Origin of the sequence: Symmachiella macrocystis (genome assembly GCF_007860075.1) — a bacterium.
Classification (GTDB): domain Bacteria; phylum Planctomycetota; class Planctomycetia; order Planctomycetales; family Planctomycetaceae; genus Symmachiella; species Symmachiella macrocystis.
On the sequence record NZ_SJPP01000001.1, the window covers coordinates 3,898,039 to 3,922,161 of the forward strand.

At 56.2% G+C, this 24,123-nt stretch carries 18 protein-coding genes; 12 read left to right on the forward strand and 6 right to left on the reverse strand.

Annotation, left to right across the window (positions count from 1 at the left end; genetic code table 11):
* Positions 1–20 precede the first annotated feature (20 nt).
* The 4 genes from CA54_RS15095 to CA54_RS15110 all read right to left on the reverse strand — a co-directional run bounded on the left by CA54_RS15095 (position 21) and on the right by CA54_RS15110 (position 3,715).
* A complete protein-coding gene (locus CA54_RS15095; RefSeq protein ID WP_146371627.1) occupies positions 21–1,424 on the reverse strand; it encodes an amidase in 1,404 nt (467 codons plus the stop codon).
* Positions 1,421–1,636, reverse strand: a complete 216-nt coding sequence (locus CA54_RS15100; protein ID WP_146371629.1) for a hypothetical protein — start codon at positions 1,634–1,636, stop codon at positions 1,421–1,423. Before CA54_RS15100 ends, CA54_RS15095 begins: the two co-directional genes overlap by 4 nt.
* Before the next feature lie 81 nt (positions 1,637–1,717).
* Entirely contained in the window at positions 1,718–2,146 is a 429-nt protein-coding gene (gene fabZ / locus CA54_RS15105) for a 3-hydroxyacyl-ACP dehydratase FabZ (RefSeq protein WP_146371631.1), read from the reverse strand.
* A 147-nt stretch (positions 2,147–2,293) separates the two neighbouring features.
* Positions 2,294–3,715, reverse strand: a complete 1,422-nt coding sequence (locus CA54_RS15110; RefSeq protein ID WP_146371633.1) for a phytoene desaturase family protein — start codon at positions 3,713–3,715, stop codon at positions 2,294–2,296.
* Between the two features lie 362 nt (positions 3,716–4,077).
* Between CA54_RS15110 and CA54_RS15115 the strand changes: the two genes are divergently transcribed.
* A complete protein-coding gene (locus CA54_RS15115; protein WP_146371635.1) occupies positions 4,078–5,691 on the forward strand; it encodes an NCS2 family permease in 1,614 nt (537 codons plus the stop codon).
* The gene (locus tag CA54_RS15120; RefSeq protein WP_146371637.1) at positions 5,688–6,683 is read left to right on the forward strand and encodes an alpha/beta hydrolase family protein; all 996 of its coding nucleotides are present in this window, start codon (positions 5,688–5,690) and stop codon (positions 6,681–6,683) included. Before CA54_RS15115 ends, CA54_RS15120 begins: the two co-directional genes overlap by 4 nt.
* A gap of 77 nt (positions 6,684–6,760) precedes the next feature.
* Here CA54_RS15120 and CA54_RS29835 read toward each other — a convergent pair whose 3' ends face one another.
* Positions 6,761–6,949: a hypothetical protein gene (locus tag CA54_RS29835; protein ID WP_231961952.1), complete on the reverse strand. Its 189-nt coding sequence runs from the start codon at positions 6,947–6,949 to the stop codon at positions 6,761–6,763.
* 704 nt (positions 6,950–7,653) lie between these two features.
* On the opposite strand from CA54_RS29835, the gene CA54_RS15130 reads away from it, so the two are divergent.
* The 7 genes from CA54_RS15130 (at position 7,654) to CA54_RS15160 (ending at position 18,864) form a co-directional block, all read left to right on the forward strand.
* A complete protein-coding gene (locus tag CA54_RS15130) occupies positions 7,654–8,001 on the forward strand; it encodes a hypothetical protein (RefSeq protein WP_197532477.1) in 348 nt (115 codons plus the stop codon).
* 602 nt (positions 8,002–8,603) lie between these two features.
* A complete protein-coding gene (locus CA54_RS15135) occupies positions 8,604–9,329 on the forward strand; it encodes a hypothetical protein (protein ID WP_146371639.1) in 726 nt (241 codons plus the stop codon).
* Between the two features lie 153 nt (positions 9,330–9,482).
* Entirely contained in the window at positions 9,483–12,836 is a 3,354-nt protein-coding gene (locus CA54_RS15140) for a protein kinase domain-containing protein (RefSeq protein WP_197532478.1), read from the forward strand.
* A gap of 383 nt (positions 12,837–13,219) precedes the next feature.
* Positions 13,220–14,587 carry a S41 family peptidase gene (locus tag CA54_RS15145; RefSeq protein ID WP_197532479.1) on the forward strand — a complete coding sequence of 456 codons (1,368 nt, stop codon included), beginning with the start codon at positions 13,220–13,222 and terminating at the stop codon, positions 14,585–14,587.
* 27 nt (positions 14,588–14,614) lie between these two features.
* On the forward strand, positions 14,615–16,405 hold the full coding sequence (locus tag CA54_RS15150) for a cytochrome c peroxidase (protein WP_197532480.1): 1,791 nt from the start codon (positions 14,615–14,617) through the stop codon (positions 16,403–16,405).
* 56 nt (positions 16,406–16,461) lie between these two features.
* Positions 16,462–17,001 (forward strand): O-acetyl-ADP-ribose deacetylase, encoded by a 540-nt coding sequence (locus tag CA54_RS15155; RefSeq protein WP_146371647.1) that lies wholly within the window; start codon positions 16,462–16,464, stop codon positions 16,999–17,001.
* 87 nt (positions 17,002–17,088) lie between these two features.
* The gene (locus CA54_RS15160) at positions 17,089–18,864 is read left to right on the forward strand and encodes an Hsp70 family protein (RefSeq protein WP_146371649.1); all 1,776 of its coding nucleotides are present in this window, start codon (positions 17,089–17,091) and stop codon (positions 18,862–18,864) included.
* Between the two features lie 307 nt (positions 18,865–19,171).
* Here the strand turns inward: CA54_RS15160 and ruvB are convergent, their stop codons facing one another.
* Positions 19,172–20,266 (reverse strand): Holliday junction branch migration DNA helicase RuvB, encoded by a 1,095-nt coding sequence (ruvB, locus tag CA54_RS15165; protein WP_146371651.1) that lies wholly within the window; start codon positions 20,264–20,266, stop codon positions 19,172–19,174.
* 577 nt (positions 20,267–20,843) lie between these two features.
* Here ruvB and CA54_RS15170 point away from each other — a divergent pair.
* The 3 genes from CA54_RS15170 (at position 20,844) to CA54_RS15180 (ending at position 24,044) form a co-directional block, all read left to right on the forward strand.
* On the forward strand, positions 20,844–21,281 hold the full coding sequence (locus CA54_RS15170; protein WP_146371653.1) for a DUF2946 family protein: 438 nt from the start codon (positions 20,844–20,846) through the stop codon (positions 21,279–21,281).
* A gap of 405 nt (positions 21,282–21,686) precedes the next feature.
* A complete protein-coding gene (locus tag CA54_RS15175) occupies positions 21,687–22,574 on the forward strand; it encodes a DUF1559 domain-containing protein (RefSeq protein ID WP_146371655.1) in 888 nt (295 codons plus the stop codon).
* Between the two features lie 153 nt (positions 22,575–22,727).
* Positions 22,728–24,044, forward strand: coding sequence for a Gfo/Idh/MocA family protein (locus CA54_RS15180; protein ID WP_146371657.1), 1,317 nt, complete (start codon positions 22,728–22,730; stop codon positions 24,042–24,044).
* Positions 24,045–24,123: the final 79 nt, after the last annotated feature.

The window sequence follows — 24,123 nt, forward strand, 5'->3', positions numbered from 1 at the left end:
CCGTCGGTTTGGGATTTGGTTTAGCCCAGTGGGGGGTGGCGGTGGTGCCAGGCGGTTTCTTGTTGGTATTGGTGGGCGACGCGCAGCAGCATGGCTTCGCTGAAGGGAGCGCCGACCAGTTGTAGGCCGATCGGCAGATTGTCGTTGGAAAAACCGCAGGGGACGGTTAGCGCCGGTTGGCCGCTGAGGTTGAATGGCATCGTCATGTCTAGATAGGCGTTCAGCAACGGCGTATCGCCGCCGGGAAGCTTGACCTTCGATTGCCCGTAACTTGTCGCCACCGTCGCCGATGCAGGGGTAGCCAGGCAATCGAAGCGTGCAAACTCCTTGGCCCAATCCCGTCGCACAATCCGCCGCACCCGCTGGGCTTTGAGGTAATCGACCGCCGGAATGAATTGCCCCCCTTGCAGCAGCGTGCGAATATCGACCGAGAAATCTTCCGGCCGGTCGCGCAGATACGGTTCAAAGGCACTGGCCGCTTCGGAAAGAATAATTGCCCGGTGCGAACCGAGGACTTCGGGCAGGTGCGGCAAGGTGGCTTTCACCCGCTTCGCTCCCAGCGCCGTCATCCGATCAATCGCCGTTGTGACTGATTGGGCGACCTGCGGTTGCAGCGAATCGAAAAACCAGTTGCGGGGAACGCCGATTTTTAGGCCGCGAACTTCTTGGCCTAACTCGGCCGAGTAATCCGGCACGCCGCTTGCACTGCTCGATTCATCAAGACCATCCGCCCCGGCCATCGCCCCCAACACAACCGCGGTTTCCTCTGCTGTGCGGGCGAGTGGGCCGATGTGATCCATCGACCACGACAGCGGCATCACCCCCGCGCGGCTGACGCGGCCGTAGGTCGGTTTGAGGCCCACCAGATTGCACAGCGCCGCCGGCATGCGGATCGATCCACCGGTATCGGACCCCAACGTGAACCCGCAGATTCCCAATGAGACCGCGACCGCCGACCCGCTGCTCGATCCACCGGCGATCCGCTCGGTGTTCCACGGGTTGGGGCAATTGCCGTAGATCGCATTTTCGCCAGTAAAGCCGAACGCGCATTCGTGCATGTTCAACTTGCCCAACAACACAGCCCCGGCGTCGACCAGTTTCTTAACAACGGTGGCATCAGCCGCCGCTTTATGATTCGCAAACGCCCGCGAACCACACGTGGTCGGCACGCCGGCGACGTCGATCAAATCTTTCACAGCAAACGGCACGCCTGCCAACGGCAAGTCGTCCCCTTTGAGCACGCGAGCATCGACAGCTTTGGCTTGTTGCCGCGACAGCTCCGGCAAGATGGCCGTGAACAAATGAAACGGTTCTTGAAAACGTGAGATGCGTGAGAGAGCTTCGTCAATGATCTCGCGGGCTAAGGTCCGCCGTTCACGCACGGCGGTTGCGATTTCAATCACATGGGGAGGCTGGTATGTCATGCGTCCCCTTCTCCCGGCCCTTCACCCGGTAGGTAGAGCATTGCCGGTTCGGCCGTGGTCATATCCATCCGCTGCAGCGCCCGCATGTCCTTGTGGAGCGAGTTGAGCAGTCCGGCAACCATCTCCTGTTCGGATTCGTCTAGAGGCAGCGCGAGCATTTCAGCTGCCATCTGTTTCACGGTCTCAGCAGTGATCTTGGGATCGTCGGCCATGGGAATGCTCGAATATTATGACAACCGTGGGATGACGGGACACCGGCATAGGATTGTATCACCGGGCGTCGGCGCTGCCCATCATTCCGCCGGCGCTTCGGCACAGGCGAACTCAACCCGAGCCGCGACCTTGCCGGCAACGGTCGCCTTAGCGGTGAAAAAATACGCGTTGCTAAGCTGTTCGGTCAATTCCGCTTCGATATCCAGCGTATCGCCCGGACGGACCATTTGGCGGAATTTGACGTTGTTCACCCGGGTCACCACCGGCACCATTCCCGCATCGATTTCAGCAGTGCGGCTAATGAAAATCGCCCCGGCTTGAAAACAAGCCTCCAAAATCAACACGCCCGGCAACACCGGAAAGTGTGGATAGTGCCCGCGAAACACATCCAGCGCCGCATCAATCTCTTTCGTCGCCCGAATCCCCGTCTCAGTGATCTCCGTAACGCGATCAATCCACAAAAAAGGATCACGATGCGGGATAAGTTTTTCAATCTCAGAGCTATCCACGGGGGTAAAAACCTCTGCGTTGGGGGAATGAGGCTGTGGGACGATTGGCGTGAGGCAACAGGCTTGAGGACGACCAAGCAACGCCCAATCACTGTCTTTCTGCCTACCGTCTACTGCCTACTATTACTGGCCACCGGCCACGTGGAATCACGTCATCGCCGGCGTCAAATACTTATCAACTTCATTCGACGTAATCACGCCGTAATTGACCGCGCCCAGCCAGCCGGACATGATGATGCCCACCGACCCGGCATGATACAGGCCGCTGATTTGCTCGGACAATTCTTTGCTGGCTTTGAGGCCTTCGAATTTGGTCCCGAACGACGCGCCTTGCATGTGCCGGGTATAGTGTTCGAAGGTGCGCGGTGTTGAGGCTTCGACGTGCGCCACTTTTTCGTGGATGCCCGGCACGTATTGATTCAAGCAGTCGAGCGTGGTGTCGCACAGGTCCTTCTTGGCCGCTTGGTATTCCTCTTCCGACAACTCCGCCCAATCCTTGTAGTTGGCGTTGGTCGAGGAGACGATTAAATGCCGGTCGCTGCCGGGGCGGGTTTCGGGGTAGTAGAACGAAAACGTGCGACTGCTGACATCGCGGCTGAGCATGGCCTCGACGTCGAATCCACGGTGTTCGGAGTGAAACAGCAAATCCCCACACGGCTCAAATCCGACACCCGGTTTCAGAGCGATGTAAACTTGGCAGCTACTATTATTCAGACGAACCGCTTTAACCTCTTCGACATAGGACTGGTCAAACTTGTCTTCGCCCACAAGGTTGAGGATTGTCGATTTGACGTTGGCGTTGGAGACAATTGCGTTGCAGCCAATGCGCCGTCCATTCACCACAACGCCGGTGACTTTACGATCGGGGGAGACTTCGATTTTTTCCACCAGACAGCGAATCCGCAAATCGACGCCGTTGGCCAACATCTCGGCCTTCATCTGATTCACCAGGTGATCGGTGCCTCCTTGGAAGGTAAAGACCCCTTTACTCATGAAATTCGAGAAGACAATGCCATACGTCAGGGCGGGGTCTTCGAGCGTAGAACCGTTGGCGTAAGTGATCGGTTCCATCAGCAGCCGGACGACATCATCTCGTCCGGGGAAAAATTCGTTGAACAAATCACGCGTGGTTCTGGCTTGATCGTCGAAGAAGTTCATCTTCCGCGCCGTGTCGAAGAACCGCGTGACGGTCTCGGGAGTGATTTTGAATTCTTCGATCAGGAGTTTGGTGAAATCTTCGCGATTGAAGGTGGTCGTCAATGAGAATTGCGGATTCTCAAAGCGAATGCCTTTGAGCTGCACGATCGAATCGGCAATTTCCTGCGTCCAATACTTTCGGCAACTTTTGATCATGCCGACCGGAAAGCCGTGCAGTGAAATATCAAAAATATGGCCGCCGGCACGTTTGAACCATGTCGCCATTCCACCGAGTTGGTAGTGGTGCTCGAGCAACAAGACCGAATGTCCGGCGCGGGCCAGAATATTGGCGGAGGTCAGACCGGCCAATCCGCTACCGATGACGATCACGTCGTAATGATCACGGGCGTCTTTAAGAAAATCGCGGGCCATACGTTGCGTGTGCTCTCTGTGAATCGACGGTCGGTCGCCGACTCCCGTAATAAGGGGGTTGGTTCACGGCGGGACATGGGCGCAATGCGATCCAGCCTCGTCCGGGATACGGTTATTGTTCGGTGGTGAATAAGCGACAAGCTTAGCGGCTGACCGGAGGGCTGATCAACTCTGAAGGGCACGATTTCAGCGGACCGCTGCCGATTCCACCCCGTTTTCACGAGAAATGCCGCCCTGGCAATGGTGACTAACACTTCCTGAATTGTTCTCACAATCGAGAACCACCGTCGCACTTCGGCCGCAAGCCTCGCGCCGGGACTAACTTGACGCCCCCTTTGCCTGCCCGCTAGGCTGCCTGGGCTATGTCCACACGCTATCCATTATTTGTCCGCCGCGATCTTGATGGCTTCTTCGGGTTGTTTGTCGACAACCTGGTGCAGTTGTTGTTGATCATCAGTCTGTGTACCGGTCTGTGCGGAATGTCGGGTGAGGATGCCCGGTATTTGTATCTACATATCCTCCCCGGCGCGGCTGTCAGCATCGTTTTTGGCAATCTGTTTTATGCCTGGCAGGCACATCGACTAGCAACGCGGACAGGCCGAGATGATGTCACCGCATTGCCCTACGGCATCAACACGGTCTCCCTACTGGTGTTCGTGTTCTTTGTGATCAAACCGGTCTATGACGACACGCAGAGTGCCGAAGCTGCTTGGCAAATGGGATTGCTCGCCTGTTTGGGGAGCGGGTTGATCGAATTTTCAGGGTCACTCGTAGCCGATGCCGTTCGCCGCAACACGCCCCGAGCCGCATTGTTATCGACGTTAGCGGGGATCGCCATCGGTTTTATTTCGATGACCTTCGCGCTGGAGATTTTTCAATACCCGCTCGTGGCAATGCTACCGTTGGCGGTGATATTGATCACCTATTTCTCCAAGATCTCGTTGCCCTGGGGATTGCCCGGCGGATTTATTGCGGTCACGCTGGGCACGCTGATTGCCTGGGTACTGCCGGCCGACATAACGAGAGTGACCGTCGGGTTGCATGAAACAACCCAAGCGTGGGAGTCACGCGGCTGGTGCCCCCCGCAATTCGCCGGCGCCGAGATTTGGCAACTGCTGACTGCCGATAGTCATTGGTTAAGATATCTTTCAGTGATTGTGCCGATGGGGCTGTTCAACGTCATTGGTAGTTTGCAGAACATTGAATCGGCCGAAGCTGCCGGCGATTCCTACGACACGCGTTCCTCGTTGGCCGTCAATGGCGTGGGAACGATGTTGGCGGCGGGATTTGGGAGTTGTTTCCCGACGACGATCTACATCGGACACCCCGGTTGGAAAGGGCTCGGCGCGCGGGCGGGCTATTCGACGCTCAACGGCGTGGTGATTGCTCTGATGTGCCTGACCGGAACGGTGGCGTTGATCAATAGCCTGATTCCGATGCAAGCCGGGATTGCGATCGTCTTGTGGATCGGCATCATCATTACGGCCCAGGCCTTTCAAAGCACGCCGCGTGAACATGCACCGGCCGTGGCAGTCGGACTCTTTCCGGCCATCGCCGCCTGGGGCGCAACCGTTGTGCTGGGTGCTTACACCCAAGCGGCAGGCTCGGCGCAAAAAGCGTTGGAAGCCAACCCCGCCGTCGCAGTCAATGGTTTTTTGCTGCATGGCATGTTCGTGATGGAACGCGGATATATCTTTACCTGTATGATGCTGGCTGCCATCTCCGTGTTTTTGATCGAGCAACGTTTCTATACGGCAGCCATTTGGTCACTGTTTGCTGCGGCATTCGCCTATTGTGGATTGACACACGCCTACCAAATTAGCGGCAATGCGCTCGATTATTTGTTCACAGCGACCCAACCGATGCAAGGGGCATTGGCATTTCGCGCCAATCAGATTGCTGTAGGATATGTGTTGTTTGCCGCTGTATTCTTTGTCATTGGATTATTACAAAAAACCAAGGAGACCGTGGAATGAGTCGTGCCGTCGGCGTGCTGTTCGCTTTGTTGGTAGTCGTCGGAATAGGACGGCCGGATTCCGTCTGCCGTGGTGAGGACCCATTGCCCATGCTCGAAAAGATTGAAGTAACCAGTTCGCTCGATAAGACGCCGCAAACATCATTGTTGTGGGCACCCGAGACCGCCCGCGAGCAACCAACACCACTGCTGATTTGGTTACATTCCTGGAGCGCGGATTATCGGCAGGAAGCCTCGTTGGAGTATCAAAAGCAAGCCGTCCGTCGCGGTTGGATTTTATTGTTGCCCAATTTTCGCGGCCCCAACAAACGCCCCGAGGCGTGCGGATCGAAGTTAGCAAGAACCGACATCATCGACGCGTTAGATTATGTCGAGCAGCACTATAAGGTCGACTCGCAGCGGGTTTACCTGGCCGGCGCCTCCGGTGGAGGACATATGACCTTGTTGATGGCGGGGTACTACCCGCAGCGATTCTCAGCGGTTTCGGCCTGGGTGGGAATTACGGATGTGACTCAGTGGTATCACGATCAAGCCCCCGAAGGCAAGCCCTCGAAGTACGCGCTCGACATTCTGGCTGTCTGCGGTGGTAAACCGGGGGAATCGAAGGAAATCGACGCCTATTATCGCGCGCGATCGCCGATTCATTTTCTGCATCAAGTGGGCGACTTGCATGTCGACATCGCGGCCGGGGTCAAAGACGGGCACACCGGTTCGGTCCCGATCGCGCATTCACTGAACGCCTTCAATCGCATCGCGACAACCAACGGCGATGATGGGGTCTCTGACGACGAGGCTGAGCAATTGTGGACGGCACAAAAACTGTCAGCGCCTCAGGCGAGCGATCAGGTGACCGACGCGACCTATGGCCGCGATATAATATTGCGGCGCAAATCAGGCAACGCACGGGTCACCATCTTTCAAGGCGGACATGAGGGTTTGCCCGAAGCATGCTGCGCCTGGCTGGCCAAACAACGCCGGGCGACGACTGAATAGTCTGCGGGTCAGACAGGGGGGCTAAACGATGCGTTCCCAAGACCTGTCCCGCCAACCATCCGGCTTGCCGCTTCGAATTACGCCGCTTGCGGTAGCAAACGTTGGCGGAGTTTGACCTTTAGGTAACGGATACCGCGTGCGTCATAGAAATAAATGATATTGTGATCAGAAGCCCAGATGGCTCCCAAGCGGACGCTACGAGGGCCTTGCAGCGAGAATTGCAATCCGCAGTCGCGGCCCCGGCGAGTGAGTTGCATCTCACTCATGGAAAATTGTTCGAGAACCAGGTTTTCGCATTCACACAATTTGTGATGGATAAAGTTTCGCAAATCATCCAAACAACGAATCTCGTCAACGCATTCTAACATCGTGTATGGTACCTCTGAGTCATTCGGAGGGGCGTGTTTCTCGAACGCAAGGAGAGTTCGGTTTTCCAACCGACAGATCGCGCCGGCGTGCATGCCGATCGCGGTTCCTCCCCGTCGCGTTTTGCTGTGATCGTCTTGACTTAGCGATACGGGTATCGGCGATTCCGTCCCTCGGGCTTGGCGTTGATGGTGACCGGCGTTTCGACCGGTACCCGTTGCGCGGACGTTGTGGTTTGCGCAATTGGATCTCTGGAATTTTAGCTGCAGCCGACCGCTGCCGGGCGAGCCGAACTGGGATCACCGTTGACTAGACTGCACCAATCGCTCAAATTGCCCTATACTCTTATTAGCGGCGGAAGTATTACTGGGGGAATAGGGCCACAGGACCGAGAACGTTAGCCCTTCCGTGCAACGGGTTGTTTGGTTTAGAAGAATTGTTGCGGTTGAGAGACCGTTTGGGATCGTGCTGGTCTTGGCGGTCCGCACGAGAATCAGGTGCCATGCTAGGCGCCGGCGGGTGCGTTTTGAGATGATGACACTGACTAAACCAGATGTAGATTTTTTCGCCGCACAATGACATCGATTTACTTCGGGAGTGAGGCATGGCTAACAGCGACCACGATGGAATGGTTCTTGAGGATACGCAACCGGCGGTCGACGAACGACTGTACGTGCCCCACTCCACAGGCTGGTCGGCGCATATCAAACATTCCGGTGGCACAGAACGCTGTTTTGCCCAACACCCCGGCCAGGATTTTTTCCATTTACTCATCACGGGTGAAATCTATCTCGAAAATGGTGGTGAGCGATTTTGCCTGACGTGTGCCATACGCCGCGGCATCATTAACCGTGATCGGAAATTTTTGAAAAACGATTCCCCGATGCCGACAATCCAGCCGCTGGATGATCTCTCCGACGTGCCATTGCAAGGCGAATCGGGCGAGTCCTAAAGCGATAATTTTCTAGCAGTTCGCGAAATTGATTCCAACTTGTGTGGTCGGTGTCAACTTTCGCCAGCGGACACATCTTGACCCATTTCACCTTCCGCCGTAGGATTCCACCGCGCACTCTCGCCCAGATGGGGCGACGCGCGGCAATGCACATCTCTTTTTTGACGAACTTCACAGCACGTTGCAATTGCATTTTCCGGTGTTCGCATGGGCGTGCACTCGTTTCTCATCGCAATCAGTCACAAGTTCAGTCCCCTCTTTTCGGTTGAGGCATTCCCGCCTCACACGACGGTCGCAAAGTCATCGGTGACAAGTCGGCTGGCGTTTGTCTCCATATCGTGATCCCTCAAACGTTGGATTTTCGCGGAGTCCCCCTGAGTCCTTTGCCCAGCCAATCTGGGCCTCGTTGTGTTTCCATGCGCCGTGTGGTGTACGGATACAATCGTCTCCGCCCAAAGTGAAATACGGCAACGCGGTACAAAACCGACTTAGCGAGTTTCGGCGATAGCAAGATACCGCTGATGTTGACACGCGCAAGGTAGTTTTGATGACCGTTCGACGCGGACTTCATTTTAACATGGAATCCGCCGGGAGAATTGCTCATGAAACGATCACATGCATTGATCGGCGGTTGTTTGGTCGTCCTGTTACTGACCGCTGTCGCGGCGGCCACGGGATGGTCATTCCACCAAGTGCCCCGGTTTTACCAAGACGCCTTGGACCAACAAGCCGATCCCGAAAAACGGCAACAACAAGCCCAGCATCTGGAGCAGCGGACGCTGCGTCTAGTTGACGACATTTATCACGCCGATGAATGGTCGCAAGAATTCACCGCAAGCCAAATCAACAGTTGGCTGGCCGAGGAACTTCCCCAACATCGCGCGCACTGGTTGCCGATTGGTGTGAGTGAACCACGTCTACATTTTACTGAGGATACGATCCACCTCGCGTTTCATTACCGAGATGAATACTGGGATGCGGTGATTAGCGTGCAGTTGAAGCCCGATATCGAAACCACGGATTGTCTGGCAGTAGAATTCGCCAGCGCGCGTGCCGGCGGAATTCCGCTTCCGATGGACGATGTGTTGGCTGAAATGTCGCGCATGTTGACCGAATCGGGGTGCCTGCATGTTTGGACACAACGCGACGGAAATCAGGTGATCCTCGTCGATTTAGGACAGTTTGGTTTTCAACAGCCTGTCTTGGAATCGCTGCAAGTGAGCCCCGGTTCGCTCTATGTCGCAGGTCGCCGCCTCAACTTCGGCGATATCACATTGGCGGAATTATTTCTAGGGCAATCGGAGCGGGAAGCACTCTCCGGTCGCTAAAGCATTCTCCCCCCTGCTAAACAGCATTGTGACGGCTCAACTTGTGCAGTACGATTGAGGATCGTTGTGCCAACAGCGATGTCGTGCTGTCGATCAGCCGTCATCGCTGACTGGTCTTGCAAGTCAAGGTTTCCAGTGGGGGGGGGATTGGGCATGGAAGATCCGTTGGCCGATTCAGAGTCCGCGCTCGCACAACAGATATTTCTTAAAGCCGTCGATGAGATTCCGGCTGATCAATGGGACCAATTCGTGCGCGAGGCCTGTGGGGAGAATGCCTCGCTTCAATCGCGCGTCGAAGAACTGCTTGCGGCACACAAGATCGTATCGGGATACTTCGACAAACCTCCAACGATCTTGGCGTCCCTCGGCAAATCGCAGTCCATGGGCAATCTCACGGGGACCGTTGTCGATGGTTATCAGTTGGCCGAACAGATTGGCCAAGGCGGGATGGGAGTTGTCTACATCGCCCATCAATTTCAGCCGGTCAGGCGGCAGGTGGCATTCAAAGTTGTCAAACCAGGAATGGACACCAAGCAGGTGATCGCCCGTTTCGAAATCGAGCGACGGGCGTTGGCGATGATGGATCACCCCAACATCGCGCATGTTATTGACGCGGGTGAAACCGAATCGGGCCGACCATATTTCGTCATGGAGTTGGTGCGGGGGAAGCCGATCACCGATTTTTGCGATGACGCCAAGCTGCGCGCGCGGGATCGTTTGCGGCTATTTATCAAAGTCTGCTACGCGGTCCAGCATGCGCATCAAAAGGGGATTATTCACCGAGACATCAAACCCAGCAACGTGATGGTCACGCATCACGATAGAACTCCCGTTCCTAAGATTATTGATTTTGGCGTCGCTAAGGCAATCAATCAGGAAAGTAGTGAGGAGACTGCACATACGTTGTTTGCGCAACTTGTGGGGACGCCGCTGTATATGAGTCCCGAACAGGCGGAATGGGGAGGGGCGGACGTTGATACGCGGACCGACATTTATGCGCTTGGCGTCCTGCTGTACGAATTGTTAACCGGCACCACGCCATTTGACCGGCAGGCTTTGTATGAAGTGACTCAGGACGAAATGCGGCGGATCATTCGCGAAGACGAACCGCTGCGACCTAGTAGTCGCATTAATACGTTGGATAAAGCAACTTTGACCGATGTCATGGAATGTCGCCGGACGGATCGCAAGCGATTGGGCCAAACCCTCAGTGGCGATTTGGATTGGATTATCGTTCGTGCGATCGAAAAAGATCCTCAACGACGGTACCAAACAGCGGGCGAATTTGCCGACGATTTGCAACGGTTTCTTAACGATGAACCGGTCGCTGCACGGCCTCCGTCGGCTTCGTATCGCTTACGGAAATTTGCCCGTCGACACCGGGCAGCTTTAGGGTCCGCCGCCGCGATCGCATTGAGTTTAATTCTAGGCATCACCGTCAGTACGTGGCAGGCATTGGAAATGCACCACGCCTGGAAAGTTGCCGACGAACGCTCCGAAACTGCCGATTGGCAACGAGAGCGAGCAGAACATGCCAACAGCCGCATACGAAGGCTGTTATACGTCTCGGAAATGAAGGTCGCTGCCGATGCGCTGCGCCGCGAAGACATTCCATCGGCCGTTCAGTTATTGAACCACCATCTACCAATTCATGGAATGGAGGATCTGCGCGGTTTTGAATGGCATTACATGAACCGCCTCGTAGAACTCCCCAGCCATGCAACGATGAGTTGCCCTGACGGCATTTTTTGTGTGCAACCCTCTCCCGATGGATCGCTCTTGGCAGCCGCTTGTGGCGACGGCAATATTTACATCTTCGATGTGCAGACGGGTAAGGCAGTCCGCACAATATCGACCGGGGCGGAGTCCGCCAATTACGTATGTTGGACCAGCGATCAAACGGAGGTTGCGACTGCCGATGCGAACGGCCGTATCCAAACCTGGAACGTCTCCGACGGAATGCAAGTGCAGTCGACTGATGCACACGATGGAGAGGTGTATTGCCTGCATTATCTGCCAGGTGATGCAACGCTCGTCTCCTCCGGCAGCGACGAAATGATCTACAGCTGGGACCGCGCTACCGGCAAAAAAATCGGGGAGTTCGCCGGACACGAACGGGACGCAGAACAACTTGCGGTCTCCCCCGACGGACGATATGTGGCTTCTGCAAGTAGCGACGGCACCTTGCGGTTGTGGGATCTGCAGAACCAAGAAGAACCGCCGATCATCTGGGACTTCCATGATTCACGCGTGTTGTGTGTGGCCTATTCCCAAGATGGCCGCCATATTGCCGCCGGCACCGTACACGGGGGAGTGTTTCTGGTCGATACAAAAACCAACACGCACCGGAAGCTGGGCAGTCAACCCGATGGTGTGGAGTCGGTAACATTCTTGTCCGACGGCGATTGGCTAGCGACCGGCGACCGTGGCGCGACGATTCATCTTTGGCCGGTGACCGCGGACGCCGGTCAGGATAACTCGATGTCAGAGAAGAAAATCATGCCCTACTGGAAAGCGCACACTGGTCGCGTTCAAGCGTTGGCTGTGACTCCCGGGAGCAATTTACTGGTATCAGGTGGGCTTGACGGTGTCATCAACATGTGGACGACTAATCCACAGTCCGCCGAGTGGCAAATTGCGACCCCCGGACTGCGCGTGATGGGCATGGCGTTGGGTAATAGCAATCAACTCTATATCGCTGGCAATGAAATCATCCGATATAACCTGGCTCGCCGCGAAGGCACTAGCGCCTTTTCAACCCCGCAACCGCGTTGGATGTCGTTAGCGACATCCAACGATGGTCGCCGGATGGCGGCCACCGACCATAAAACGTTAAGCATGTTTGATCTCGATTCACAACAACTCATCCAGTCCTGGCCGATTTCTCCTGAGCTTGATGACCCACAAATGGCCGTGTCGCCCGACGGGCAAAAAGTTGCCACCGCTTGGTGGTCAAGCGTTGACTATATCGAGATCTACGATGTAGATCGGCCGGATCAAATCCTGAGTTTTCCCGCCAAGCAAAGCCATGCAATCGATTTTTCTCCCGATGGAGATCGCTTGGCCTACGGAACAATGAATGATCTGGTCGTGAGGGACATCGTTCACGATAAGGAACTATTGCGTTTGTCCAAGCACTCCAGCACATTGTCAGACTGTGCCTTTGATCCGAGTGGCGATTTGATTGCCACGGTCAGCCATGATCGAACTTTAAAGCTGTGGAATGCTCACAACGGAGAGCAGCTGTACTCGGTGATCGCTCATGGCGATAAAGTCAAAACTGTCGCATTTTCACCGGATGGCAATACGATTGTCACCGGCGGCAGAGACCAAGTGGTGAAACTGTGGGACTGCCAAACCGGTCAACCACTGTTCGATTTCGGCACCGAAGCCGATGGGATTGCGGAAGTCCAGTTTTCACCCGACGGCCAGCGGCTGGTCTGCCTGTTAGGCAACGGGACGATCGTCATTTACGACATTTCCCGACCCGCTGATAATGATACCTAAGAGTGTGTTTTCAAACTGGGAGGGCGAGGCTCTTGCCGAGCCGCGATGAACCCTATTGCTTGCCTTGGCCATGGAAATCTCCACACCAAATGCCACAATGCGGCTCAGCAGGAGCTTCGCCCTCCCGGGACGCTGGATGGCAATTGTAAAACGTTAATTTGTAAACTCGTTCTAAGAGATAACAGCGCTTGATCACCGCTGATGAAGATTGATCATCGCCGCATGATTGGCGGCGCAACTCGCTCGAGCGATCCTCTTCCCATTCCATCCCAAAGCTCAGAGGTGAAAAAATGAGACGCGCCCTCATTCGATTTCCGGCAATTTGGATACCGGTGCTGCTGATAGCCGGACTTAACCTCCCGGCACACGGAGAGGACGCCGAAGTGACAAACCCTGACGGCGCCGGCGATGTTAAAACAGCCGTCGACGAGGTCATGCACGTTGTCAACATGGTATTGGAGCATCACATCGCGCCGCCAACCGGCCAACAAATGGTGGTCGATGTGATTCGCCACGTGTATCAAAAGGCACAGTTGCAGATGCCGCCCGACATGCCCCAACTGATTTCCCGACGATCGCTAGAACAGGTTCCCGATTTTTTAAACGATACTCTGGAGGAAGTGGCTCGTCGGTCCTCGCAGCCATTTCAACCGCTCGTGCGAGAGTCCTTGACCGACATGGTTTCCAACCTGCCCGGCGGAGCCCGCATCACCGCTGTGCGAAAGCATACCGTGAACGAACAGATCGCCTCAAATCGTTATGTGGGGACAGGGATCGCACTTAGAATGTCAAGCACGGACCATCGGCCGACGATTACACATGTCGTTCCCAGGGGCCCCATGGAACTGGCGGGCGGGGAAAAGGGCGATCTGATTATTGAAGTCAACGGCATCAGCACGAAAGGCAAAATGCTGTCCGAAGTTGTGGAGATGATTCGCGGGCCTGACGGCAGCGAAATCACGTTTGTCGTGCATCAGCCGGACCAACCGCCGCGAACGCTAACCTTCCAGCGGGGCGTGATCAATTTCCCGTCCCTGTCGAAACCGGAACTCCTGCAACTTCCTGGCCCAAAATTGATCGGATATATGAAAATCAAAAGGATTTCCGCTGCCCTCGTGCATGAACTACGACAAGCCGAAAAAACGCTGCTTGAACAGGACGTCGACGGAATCGTTTTGGATTTTCGTATGGTTCACGGAGCAGACCTACACCAGTCCCTGTTACTCGCCAATGCGCTTCTTGATGGCGGTGAAATCGGACAGGTGCGTTCGCGCAGTGGATCACGCGGTTATCAAGCAGAACGCGAGGCTTTATTTGCGAAATTGCCGATAGCCATCATCGTCGACCGCCACACCTCCGGAACGGCCGAATGGGTTGCGGCGGCGCTGCAGGATCACAAGCGTGCCTTGATCGTTGGTGCGAAGACCGCCGGGCACGGTTACGGAGATTCGACGTTCCCGATTCCCGACACAGATCGGATGCTCACCATATCAACGTCTGAACTGCTGCGTGCCGACGGCATTTCGCTTGTCGGAACCGGTAAGCCGACTAACATCCTGACATTGGTCCGGAGGACTCCGGACGGGCGGCGGCAAAAAGTGTTGCCCCGGAATGGCAAAAGAATTCCATATCCTCCAGGACCGATCGTGCCAAACAAACGCATTGAGGAAGAGTCTACTGCGGACATCAAAACAAAAGCGGCGGAGATTTTGTTGAAGGAATTCAAAAAAACAAAACCGACCGCCGATTAAATGTTAGGCCAAATAGAGATGCTGATTATGAATGCTCGCTGCATTTTCCTGAGCGCCTTTTTGTTTCTCAGCGCGTTGATACCCGCCTGGGCTGGGGAGCCGCAGGACGTCGCGGCCCCAAAGCCCGCGCCGTTGCCCACCCAGCTGCGCCGTCCGGTCGCCTTGGGGTTGCTTGATGACGCAGCGCGCCTCGCCGTCGCTAACCGCCGAAGCGGCACTGTCAGTCTGCTCAACACCGACACGTGGAGCGTGATCAACGAGTTCCCGGTCGGCAAACAATTGTCAGACCTGGCCGTTCTCTCGGGGGGACGACAACTGTTGGCCACCGACGAGGCGGGGCATGAATTGATTGCGCTACGCTACAACAACGATGCACTGCAGGAAACCTCGCGCCTCCCCGTTAGCCCGTTTCCCGTGGATTTGATTCTCAACGACGACGCTACGCGCTGTTACGTGGCATCGCTGTGGTCGCGGCGGTTGACGATTGTGAGTGTCTCGACGCAAAGCGATTCGAATGTCGAATTGCAAATCCTCAAAACCGTCGCGTTGCCATTCGAGCCGCGAAAGCTGTTGTTGCTCGGCGACGCCGGGATGTTGATTGTCGCCGACGCGTTCGGCGGACAGCTTGCGGTTGTGGAGGCCGAAACCGGTGAAGTCAGATCCATTCGCGAACTCCCTGCGCACAACCTACAAGGCCTGACGCTCAATCATGCGCAGGATTCGGTGTTGATCACGCATCAACATCTCAATCCGTTGGCGCGTGCGACGTTCAACGATCTGCACTGGGGCATGCTCTCCAACAACGTCGCCCGCCCGATTTCGGTCCAGCGGCTGTTGTCGCCGACGGCCAACTTGCTCGACGGGCGAGGGGCTGTCCGTTTGGGAGACGTGGGCCACGGCGCAGCTGACCCAGCGGATATCGCCATGCTAGACAATGGGCGCATTGCCATTGCCTTCGCCGGTACGGGCGAAGTGGCGATTACCGATCTTGCCGGCCGCGACATGCGGCGCTACAAAACGGGGCGCCGACCCACTGCGCTGCTGGCAACTGTTAATTCCGGTGAGGTGATCGTGGCCAACACACTTTCCGATTCCATTTCGGTGATCGACCCGGCCGCTGATCCACCCGTGCGAAACATTTCCCTCGGTCCGACACCCGCGCCATCCCCACAGACACGAGGGGAATTGTTATTTTTCGACGCCGGCATTTCGCACGACAGCTGGATGAGCTGCCACAGTTGCCACACCGACGGACACACGAGCGGATTGACGGCCGACACATTGGGGGACGGTTCGTACGGTGCACCGAAACGCATTCCCACTTTACTCGGGGTCTCGCAAACCGATCTGTGGGCCTGGAATGGCAGCATGAAGGAACTTCATGATCAAATCGATCAATCGATTCGCACCACGCTGCACGGCGATCCCCCCAGCGGGGCAGACGTGAACGATCTGGCCGCCTACTTGCAGACCCTCAAACCGCCACCCCCCTTACGGCCGCGAACAATCGATGCGGCCGACGAAGCGAGTCTCACCCGCGGCCAGACGCTGTTTCATGGGATGAATTGTATTCAGTGCCACGTCCCGCCGGTGACCTACACGACTGGCGGTGTCTTTGACGTGGATCTGGTGGATGAGGTTGGCAACCGAAAGTTCAATCCACCCTCCCTGCGCGGCGTGGGCCGACGCCGAGGATTTTTTCACGACAAACGTGCCAAAACACTCGGTGCTGTGTTTACCGATTACCAACATCAATTGGATCGCGACTTGGGGGTACAAGAGTTCAAAGATCTGGTTCGGTTTTTAGAAAGCCTATAGTTTTCAGGGGGCTCTATCATTTCCGTGGTGACTTTCGTAGCAGAGAAATTCAAATCATGTTGGTGCAATTCGGCGAGAGTCGCTTGGAACTCGCGCAAGGGGACATTACCACACAGCAGGTCGACGCGATCGTAAATGCGGCCAACAGCGGACTGCATGGCGGCGGCGGGGTCGACGGTGCGATTCACCGCGCCGCCGGGCCCGAATTGATGCAGGAAACGGACCGCGTTTATCCCGATGGATGTCCCACTGGTGAGGCAGTCGCCACGGCAGCCTACGGATTACCGGCTAAGTTCGTCTTCCACGCAGTCGGTCCGATCTGGCGGGGCGGCGGACAGAACGAGGCTGATTTGCTCGGCAGTGCTTACTGTCGCTGCCTGGAACTAGCGGTCCAGCACAATTGTCGATCCATCGCATTTCCCGCCATCAGCACCGGCGTCTATGGTTATCCCATCGATCTGGCTGCCGAAACCTCACTGGCCGTTGTCCGTGACTTTCTTCAAGAGCAGGGGCGACCGGAGTTGGTCCGGTTTGTTCTCTTCAGCGGCGGGAGTTATGGTGCATTTGCCCGCGTGTTGGAATTGATGGCCAATTGAAACGCCGCGCGGTTCTTGCATGCCGTCCCGAGCCCGTTAGAATGCGCGGCACGCACGTCCTCACCTGAAATGAAGTATTGATATTCCATGACGACTGAATTTGCCGTTGGCATCGACCTGGGTACCACGAACAGTGTATTGGCCTATTCCTCACTGGACAGCGAGGATGCGGAGATCCAATTGCTGCCGATCCCCCAACTCGTGGCGGCTGGGACCGTGGACGTGAAAAAAGCGTTGCCGTCGTTTCTATACATCCCCACCGATACGGAAAATGCCGGAAAAGCATTCGCGCTCCCCTGGGAGGATCACCCAGTCGTGACGACTGGCGAATTGGCCCACAAACAGGCAGCCGACCTCCCCGCGCGAACCGTTGTTTCGGCGAAATCCTGGCTCTGCCATAATCGCGTGGATCGTCACGAGCCCATCCTGCCATGGGGTGCGGGGGAGGACATTCCCAAGGTCTCGCCCGTCTCCGCGGCAGAGCAATATTTGGCCCATCTCGTCGCCGCATGGGACACAGCCCATCCCGATGCCCCTTTAGCCGAACAGCACGTCGTACTTACGGTGCCCGCGTCGTTCGATGCCAGTGCGCGGGATTTGACCCGTGAAGCAGCCTTGGCCGCTGGCTTGCCCGAAGAGTTTGTGTTGCTCGAAGAACCACAGGCAGCGCTCTATGCCTACCTGGCCGCCGCCGGTGATGCTTGGCGTAAAGAATTGGCGGTCGGCGACATCCTATTGGTCTGCGACGTGGGTGGGGGTACGACCGACTTTACATTGATTGAAGTCAACGAAGAGGACGGCGCGCTAACCCTAGAGCGCCGTGCGGTCGGCAATCACCTGCTCGTGGGAGGCGACAACATGGACCTCGCCTTGGCACATCAGGCGGCTGCCCAATTCGCGAAAAAAGGAACCCAACTCGATGCTTGGCAGTCCGTGTCATTGTGGCACGCCTGTCGCAACGCCAAAGAAACGATCTTCGCCGCCGAAGGCCCCGACACGCATCCGGTCACCGTTCTGGGACGCGGCAGCAAACTGATTGGCGGCACCGTGTCCATCGACATGGACCGCAAAAAATCGGCGTCGCTGCTACTGGATGGCTTTTTCCCCAAGTGTGACATCACGGAAAAACCGCAAGCTACGGCGACTTCCGGATTCCAAGAAATCGGTTTGCCCTTCGAAGCAGACACGGCGGTCACGCGGCACTTGGCGGCATTTCTCAGCGCGCAGGGCGACGGCGAAGCGGTGCAACCGACGCGGCTGTTGTTCAACGGCGGTGTCTTCAAAGCCGCTGAATTGCGCAAACGCCTGCAACAAACAATCGCCGGTTGGTCCGAAGTGAAACCGAAGCTGCTCGATGGCGAACACGATCTTGATTACGCCGTAGCACGCGGTGCTGCCTATTATGCCCGCGCCAAACAAGGCCGCGGCATTCGCATTCGTGGCGGAACGTCGCATGCGTATTACGTCGGGATCGAAACCTCTGGCCCAGCGATTCCCGGCGTGCCCCGTCCCTTACGCGCACTGTGCGTCGCTGCACTGGGAATGGAAGAAGGCACCGAAGTCGACGTGCCCTCCGCAGAAATCGGTTTGGTCGTTGGCCAACCCGCGCACTTTCGCTTCTTCAGCTCCGCCACGCGCCGTGACGACCAACCGGGCAACGTCATCGCCTCCTGGACGACCGACGAAATCACCGAGACCGATCCGCTGGAAGCCACATTACCGGCATCCGCCGAGACCGATGAGGGCTACGTGCCCGTCAAATTCCACGCCAAAATCACCGAACTCGGAATGTTCGAATTGTGGGGTGTCAGCACCACCAACGACGGACGCTGGAAACTAGAATTCAACGTCCGCGCCAACTAGCGGCGGCACTTTTTCGTGCGAGCTTCCGCTCGATGGGCGACCGTCGCTCCCGTTGGTCGCTGGGGATTTGAATATGGCGTTCCCGGGAGGGTTAGGCTCCGGCCGCGCGCTACCGAAAAGTGTCATTCGCTCAAAGATTCCCACACCAAGTCCAACGCAACGATGCGGCTCAGCAGGAGCTTCGCCCTCCCAAAAACACCACCACCCCAAAGCGCAGCGACCAACGGAAGCGACCTAACCAAATTGAGCGGAAGCTCACACCAAGCGGTTATGCCGTCGGAAGCTCACACCAGGCGGCTGTGCCGCATTAGAATAGTTTTGCTTGCCCTGATCCGTCGTCGACGGGGGTGGCGAGGCCGAGGTGTTGGAAGGCGGATAGGGAAATCATTCGGCCGCGGGGGGTGCGTTTGATGAATCCGCTCCGCAACAGAAACGGTTCGATTTCATCTTCCAGCGTATCGGGGGGGATGTTCATGCTATGTCCCAGTGCTGCTACGCCGGCCGGTCCGCCGTCGAAGACGCGGATCAGCGTTTCCAGGTAGCGACGGTCTTGGCGATCCAGGCCGGTATCGTCGATCTCCCGTTTTTTCAGTGCCGCCACAGCCACTTCGGTAGAGATGCGGCCATCCGCTTCGCTATCGGCGAAATCCCGTGTCCAGCGTAGGAAACTATTTGAGTTACGTGGCGTCCCTCGGCTGCGACGAGCGATCTCGACTGCGGCTTCACGTGTGATCTCGACGTTCAGTTTTTTCGCATTGCGGGTGACGATTTCCGTCAGTTCCTCGACGGTATAAAACTCCAGGTGTTCGCGATTGATGAAACGATCTCGCAGCGGCGCGGTCAGCATACCGCTCCGTGTAGTGGCTCCGATCAGGGTAAAGCGTTTGAGCTTCATGTTAATCGTGCGCGCATTGAGTCCTTCGCCCAGAGTGATGTCCACGCGAAAGTCTTCCATCGCGGGGTAGATAAATTCCTCGACCGACGGGGGCATGCGGTGGATTTCATCAATGAATAAGACCGAACCGTGACTCGCATTAGTCAGATACGGCAAAAGGTCTTTAGGAGCACTGAGCGACGGGCCGGAGGTGATTTGACATTCCGTTCCCAGTTCGCGGGGTAGCACGGTCGCGAAGGTGGTTTTTCCCAAACCGGGAGGACCGTCAAGCAACAGGTGACTGAGCGGCTCATCCCGTTTGCGAGCGGCGTTGAGCATAATCTGTAACCGTTCGACGACAGCCTGCTGCCCCACTACGTCCGCCAGCCGTTGAGGCCGAAGGTCGTCCAGGCCGTCCTCGTCAAACAACGGGGTCCCTAACCCACCGCTGTTGTCTTCGCTGAGTTGTTTTTCATGAACGTCGTGTTGATCGTCATTGTCACCGCCAATGATCGGTTTCCGCACCATCCGTGACCTCGCAAGTAAAACAGGCTACCCGCTCCGATTTCGCCAAAAGGAACTGGAACGGACGTTTTTCGCCAACAGTGTTGCACTCGCGAAAGTATACCTTTGTAGAGGGGATCACCATAGCCCCGTGGTTTACGGGCCGAAATGAAAATCTGAACAGATAGGTCAGAGCCGTGCGTTGAGATGTGATGGCTGAAACTCAATTGACTGAGTTATCAGCAAGAAGGGATGAGACGCGGTCCTCCCGAAATTGGTCTGCACCACGACTCAAACAGCTCTCAATCACCATTTGAACGTACCAGAAATATGCCGCAATAAGAAAAACTCTTATCGGCCAGTCAGTTCCTAGAAATTCCGCGTTCCCTCGTGAAATGACGCGGTGAGAACAACGGTGCGAGCAATATGTTGCAATCGTTGTTTTCTTAACATGGGAATCTGTAGAATTGTCGTATCTGCATCAATTGCGATATTGCAATTGGTTTGCGATGGCGCCATAATCAATTAGCGGCAAGTTGTTCACGAATCAACAACGTACTCCGCAACGATTCGTTTTTTTGTTACCAACGGGATTCCAGTGATGGTCCTTCGCTACGTACGCAAATGTATTGCAATCGTCGCGGTCACCGCCTATGTCGGGCTGGCCGTGGGCGGGCATGCATTGCATGACGTCACCTGCGATCACGACCATGCGGCCCATTCGGCAGCCGTGCCGGAATCAGCCAAGCACGCTGCTCATAACGGACATCATCATCACCACGATGGCCATGTGCACAAGACTGCTCAGACTGAGGCCAACAAAACATCATTGCCTCACAGTGATCATGATCACGCGCCGCATCATCGGCATGATCATGATTGTGTCATTTGCCATTTCACTGCTCTGAATATGGCCATTGTTGCCGACACGGTGAAACTGCCCGAAGCGCCCCGGGACGCGGTGTCTGTCGCCACAGCAGTGCCGCTGCAAACGATTTATCAACCGTTTGGCGGCAACCCCCGCGCACCGCCTGCGTAATCCGCCCGTTGAATCAGGGTGCCTTTGGCAGCTTGCCCGCCAGTGCCTAACCGCGCGACCTGCGCGAACATTGGTGGATGATCCGCCGGTGGTACTCGTTTCACCAGTATACGCTGGTTTTCAACAGGCGACTCCGCGCTAGCCGACAGCGCCAGGTGCGTTGCGTCGATTCCTTAAAACGTCCGCGTTTCCGTCCTCCACATTTGGGGCAGGCCGCAGCGTGACGCATTAAATTGGCGCGCACCTCCTTCGCAATATTCGGCAGCAGCAGTGGTCGATTCAGACTATCAGTCATCATAGCGATATTGGGTTCGCACCTGCGCGGAGCGGACCGTGATACGCGGCGATTCCCATAAATCATTACGTCATTATTTTCTCATAAAATTTCTTCATAAGGTACGTCACATGCATTCCAAACGCTTACGCAGGGGTTTTACTCTGATCGAATTGTTGGTGGTGATCGCGATCATCGCAATCCTCATCGCACTGCTCCTTCCCGCTGTGCAACAAGCGCGGGAAGCCGCGCGGCGGACCCAGTGCCGCAATAACCTCAAGCAAATCGGTTTGGCGCTCCACAACTACCACGACATCCATTTGACATTGCCCTCAGGCTGGATCGGCGTCGACGGTTCCACAAACCTTCCCTGGGTCGAAGGGGGTGGTGGTTGGGGCTGGGCAACCATGATTTTGCCGATGCTCGAACAAGACCCGCTGTATAAAGCGATCGACTTACAGGCTCCGCTGCTGGATCCGACCAACGACCCGGAGCGGGTGTATGTGCTCAGCGCCTTTCGCTGTCCGACCGACCCCGGCCCCCCCACCTGGACGATCGATAACGAAGGGACCGGCATGCCGATCACGGAACTGGCGACATCCAATTATGTCGGCTGTATCGGGACCGTCGAAATGGAAGACTGTGAAGGGGAGGCTCCCGGCTTTATCTGCAGCGGAGACGGGACCTTCTATCACAACAGTTCGGTCAGACTGAAGAACATGTCCGATGGGACCAGCAATGTGATCATGGCTTCCGAACGGAGTTCGGCAATCGACATGTCCACTTGGTTGGGGGTCGTGCCGGAAGGGGAAGAAGCTTTTGCCCGGATTTTGGGAACAGCCGACCATACCCCCAATCATCCCGACGCGCACCTTGATGACTTCAGCAGCATGCACACGGGCGGCATTTTTTGTGCCTTCGGCGATGGCCGTGTGAAGTTTATCTCCGAATCGATCGACCTGGGCGTCTATCAGGGACTGTGCACGATTGCCGGTGGAGAGATACTGGGCGAATTCTAAGCAATAAAAATCGTCTATTATGCAAGGATTCGATGTACCCGCCCTTCCGGCTTTGTTCGGGGGGGCGGGTGATTTGTTTGAGCCTTGATTCAAACGCCCGAATCCGCGTTAATAAACAGGCGATTGCGTATTTTTGCCCCAAGGAGCTGCCCCATGAGTGAATTCACAAACGATCCCCAAAGCCGCCGCCGTTTTTTGAAACAGGCAGCGTCTTTAGCGACTGCCACCAGTATTGCCTTGCCTGCAGTCGTTCCCACAGCCTGCTCGGCTTCGAATAGCCCCAACGAACGGCTGCGTGCCGGAGCAGTCGGCACATTTGCCCGCGCCCGTGCCAACATTAATGGAATCTCCAAAGCCGGTGTCGACATCGTCGCCATGGCCGATATTGATGCGAACCGCATGGCGGAAACTTCAAAATCGTATCCCAAGACAAAAACCTTCGAGGACTTTCGCCATGTTCTCGATTACGAAGACCTGGACATCTTGATCGTCGGCACGCCCGACCACACCCACGCGATTCCCGTCGCCGAGGGATTGCGGCGAGGCATGGCTGTTTACTGCGAAAAACCACTGGCGCATTCCGTGCATGAATGCCGCGTCATCCGCAATCTGGCCGCTGAGAAAAACGCGGTCACGCAGATGGGATCACAGATTCATTCCGGCGACAACTACCGTCGTGTGGTCGAAGAAGTTCAGGCGGGAACTATTGGCGACGTCAAACGCGTGCATGTCTGGTTAGGCAATGGACCGACCATCGTGGGAAAACGTGTCAAAAAAGCCGAAGTTCCTAAAGGCATCAATTACGACCTGTGGCTCGGACCGGCTCCCTATCGCCCCTTTCATGTCTCGCACTTCCATTTCGATTGGCGGTATTGGTGGGATTTCGGTGGCGGTTGGTTGGCCGACTTCGGCTGCCACTACATGGACTTGCCGTTTTGGGCTCTCGATTTGCGCTACCCAACCAGCGTGGTTGCCAAAGGAGAAAAGGCGCACGAAGGCGACAACGAAGTGCCGCACAAAATGCAGGTCGACTACCAATTCCCCGCCCGGGGCGACCAACCCCCGGTACACCTCACCTGGTACCACGGCGGCTGGATGCCCGAAGGGGCCGAGGTTTACAACAAAAAATCGGCCGTGCTCTTCGAAGGAGACAAAGGCCGCATCCTCGCCGATTATGGGTCCAGAAAAGTCTTTCTCGACAACGGTAAAGAAGCGGAACCGGTCGAACAAACGATTCCCAACTCTATCGGCCATCACAAAGAATTCGTCGAAGCTGTCAAAACCGGTGGACCGACCACCTGCAATTTCGACTACTCTGGCGCACTGGCCGAGGCAGCCCTGTTGGGCAACGTCTCCTACCGCACCGGCGGCAAGGAACTGCAATGGGACGCGGAAAACCTCAAAGCCACCAACGCCCCCGAAGCCGATCAATACATCCAACGCGAATACCGCAAAGGATGGACTCTTTGACATGAGTGGTCAGTGACCGGTGGTCAGTGGCCAGTCTCCGAAGTTTTTAACCTATTCTCAGGCTGCCGGTTTGCGACCA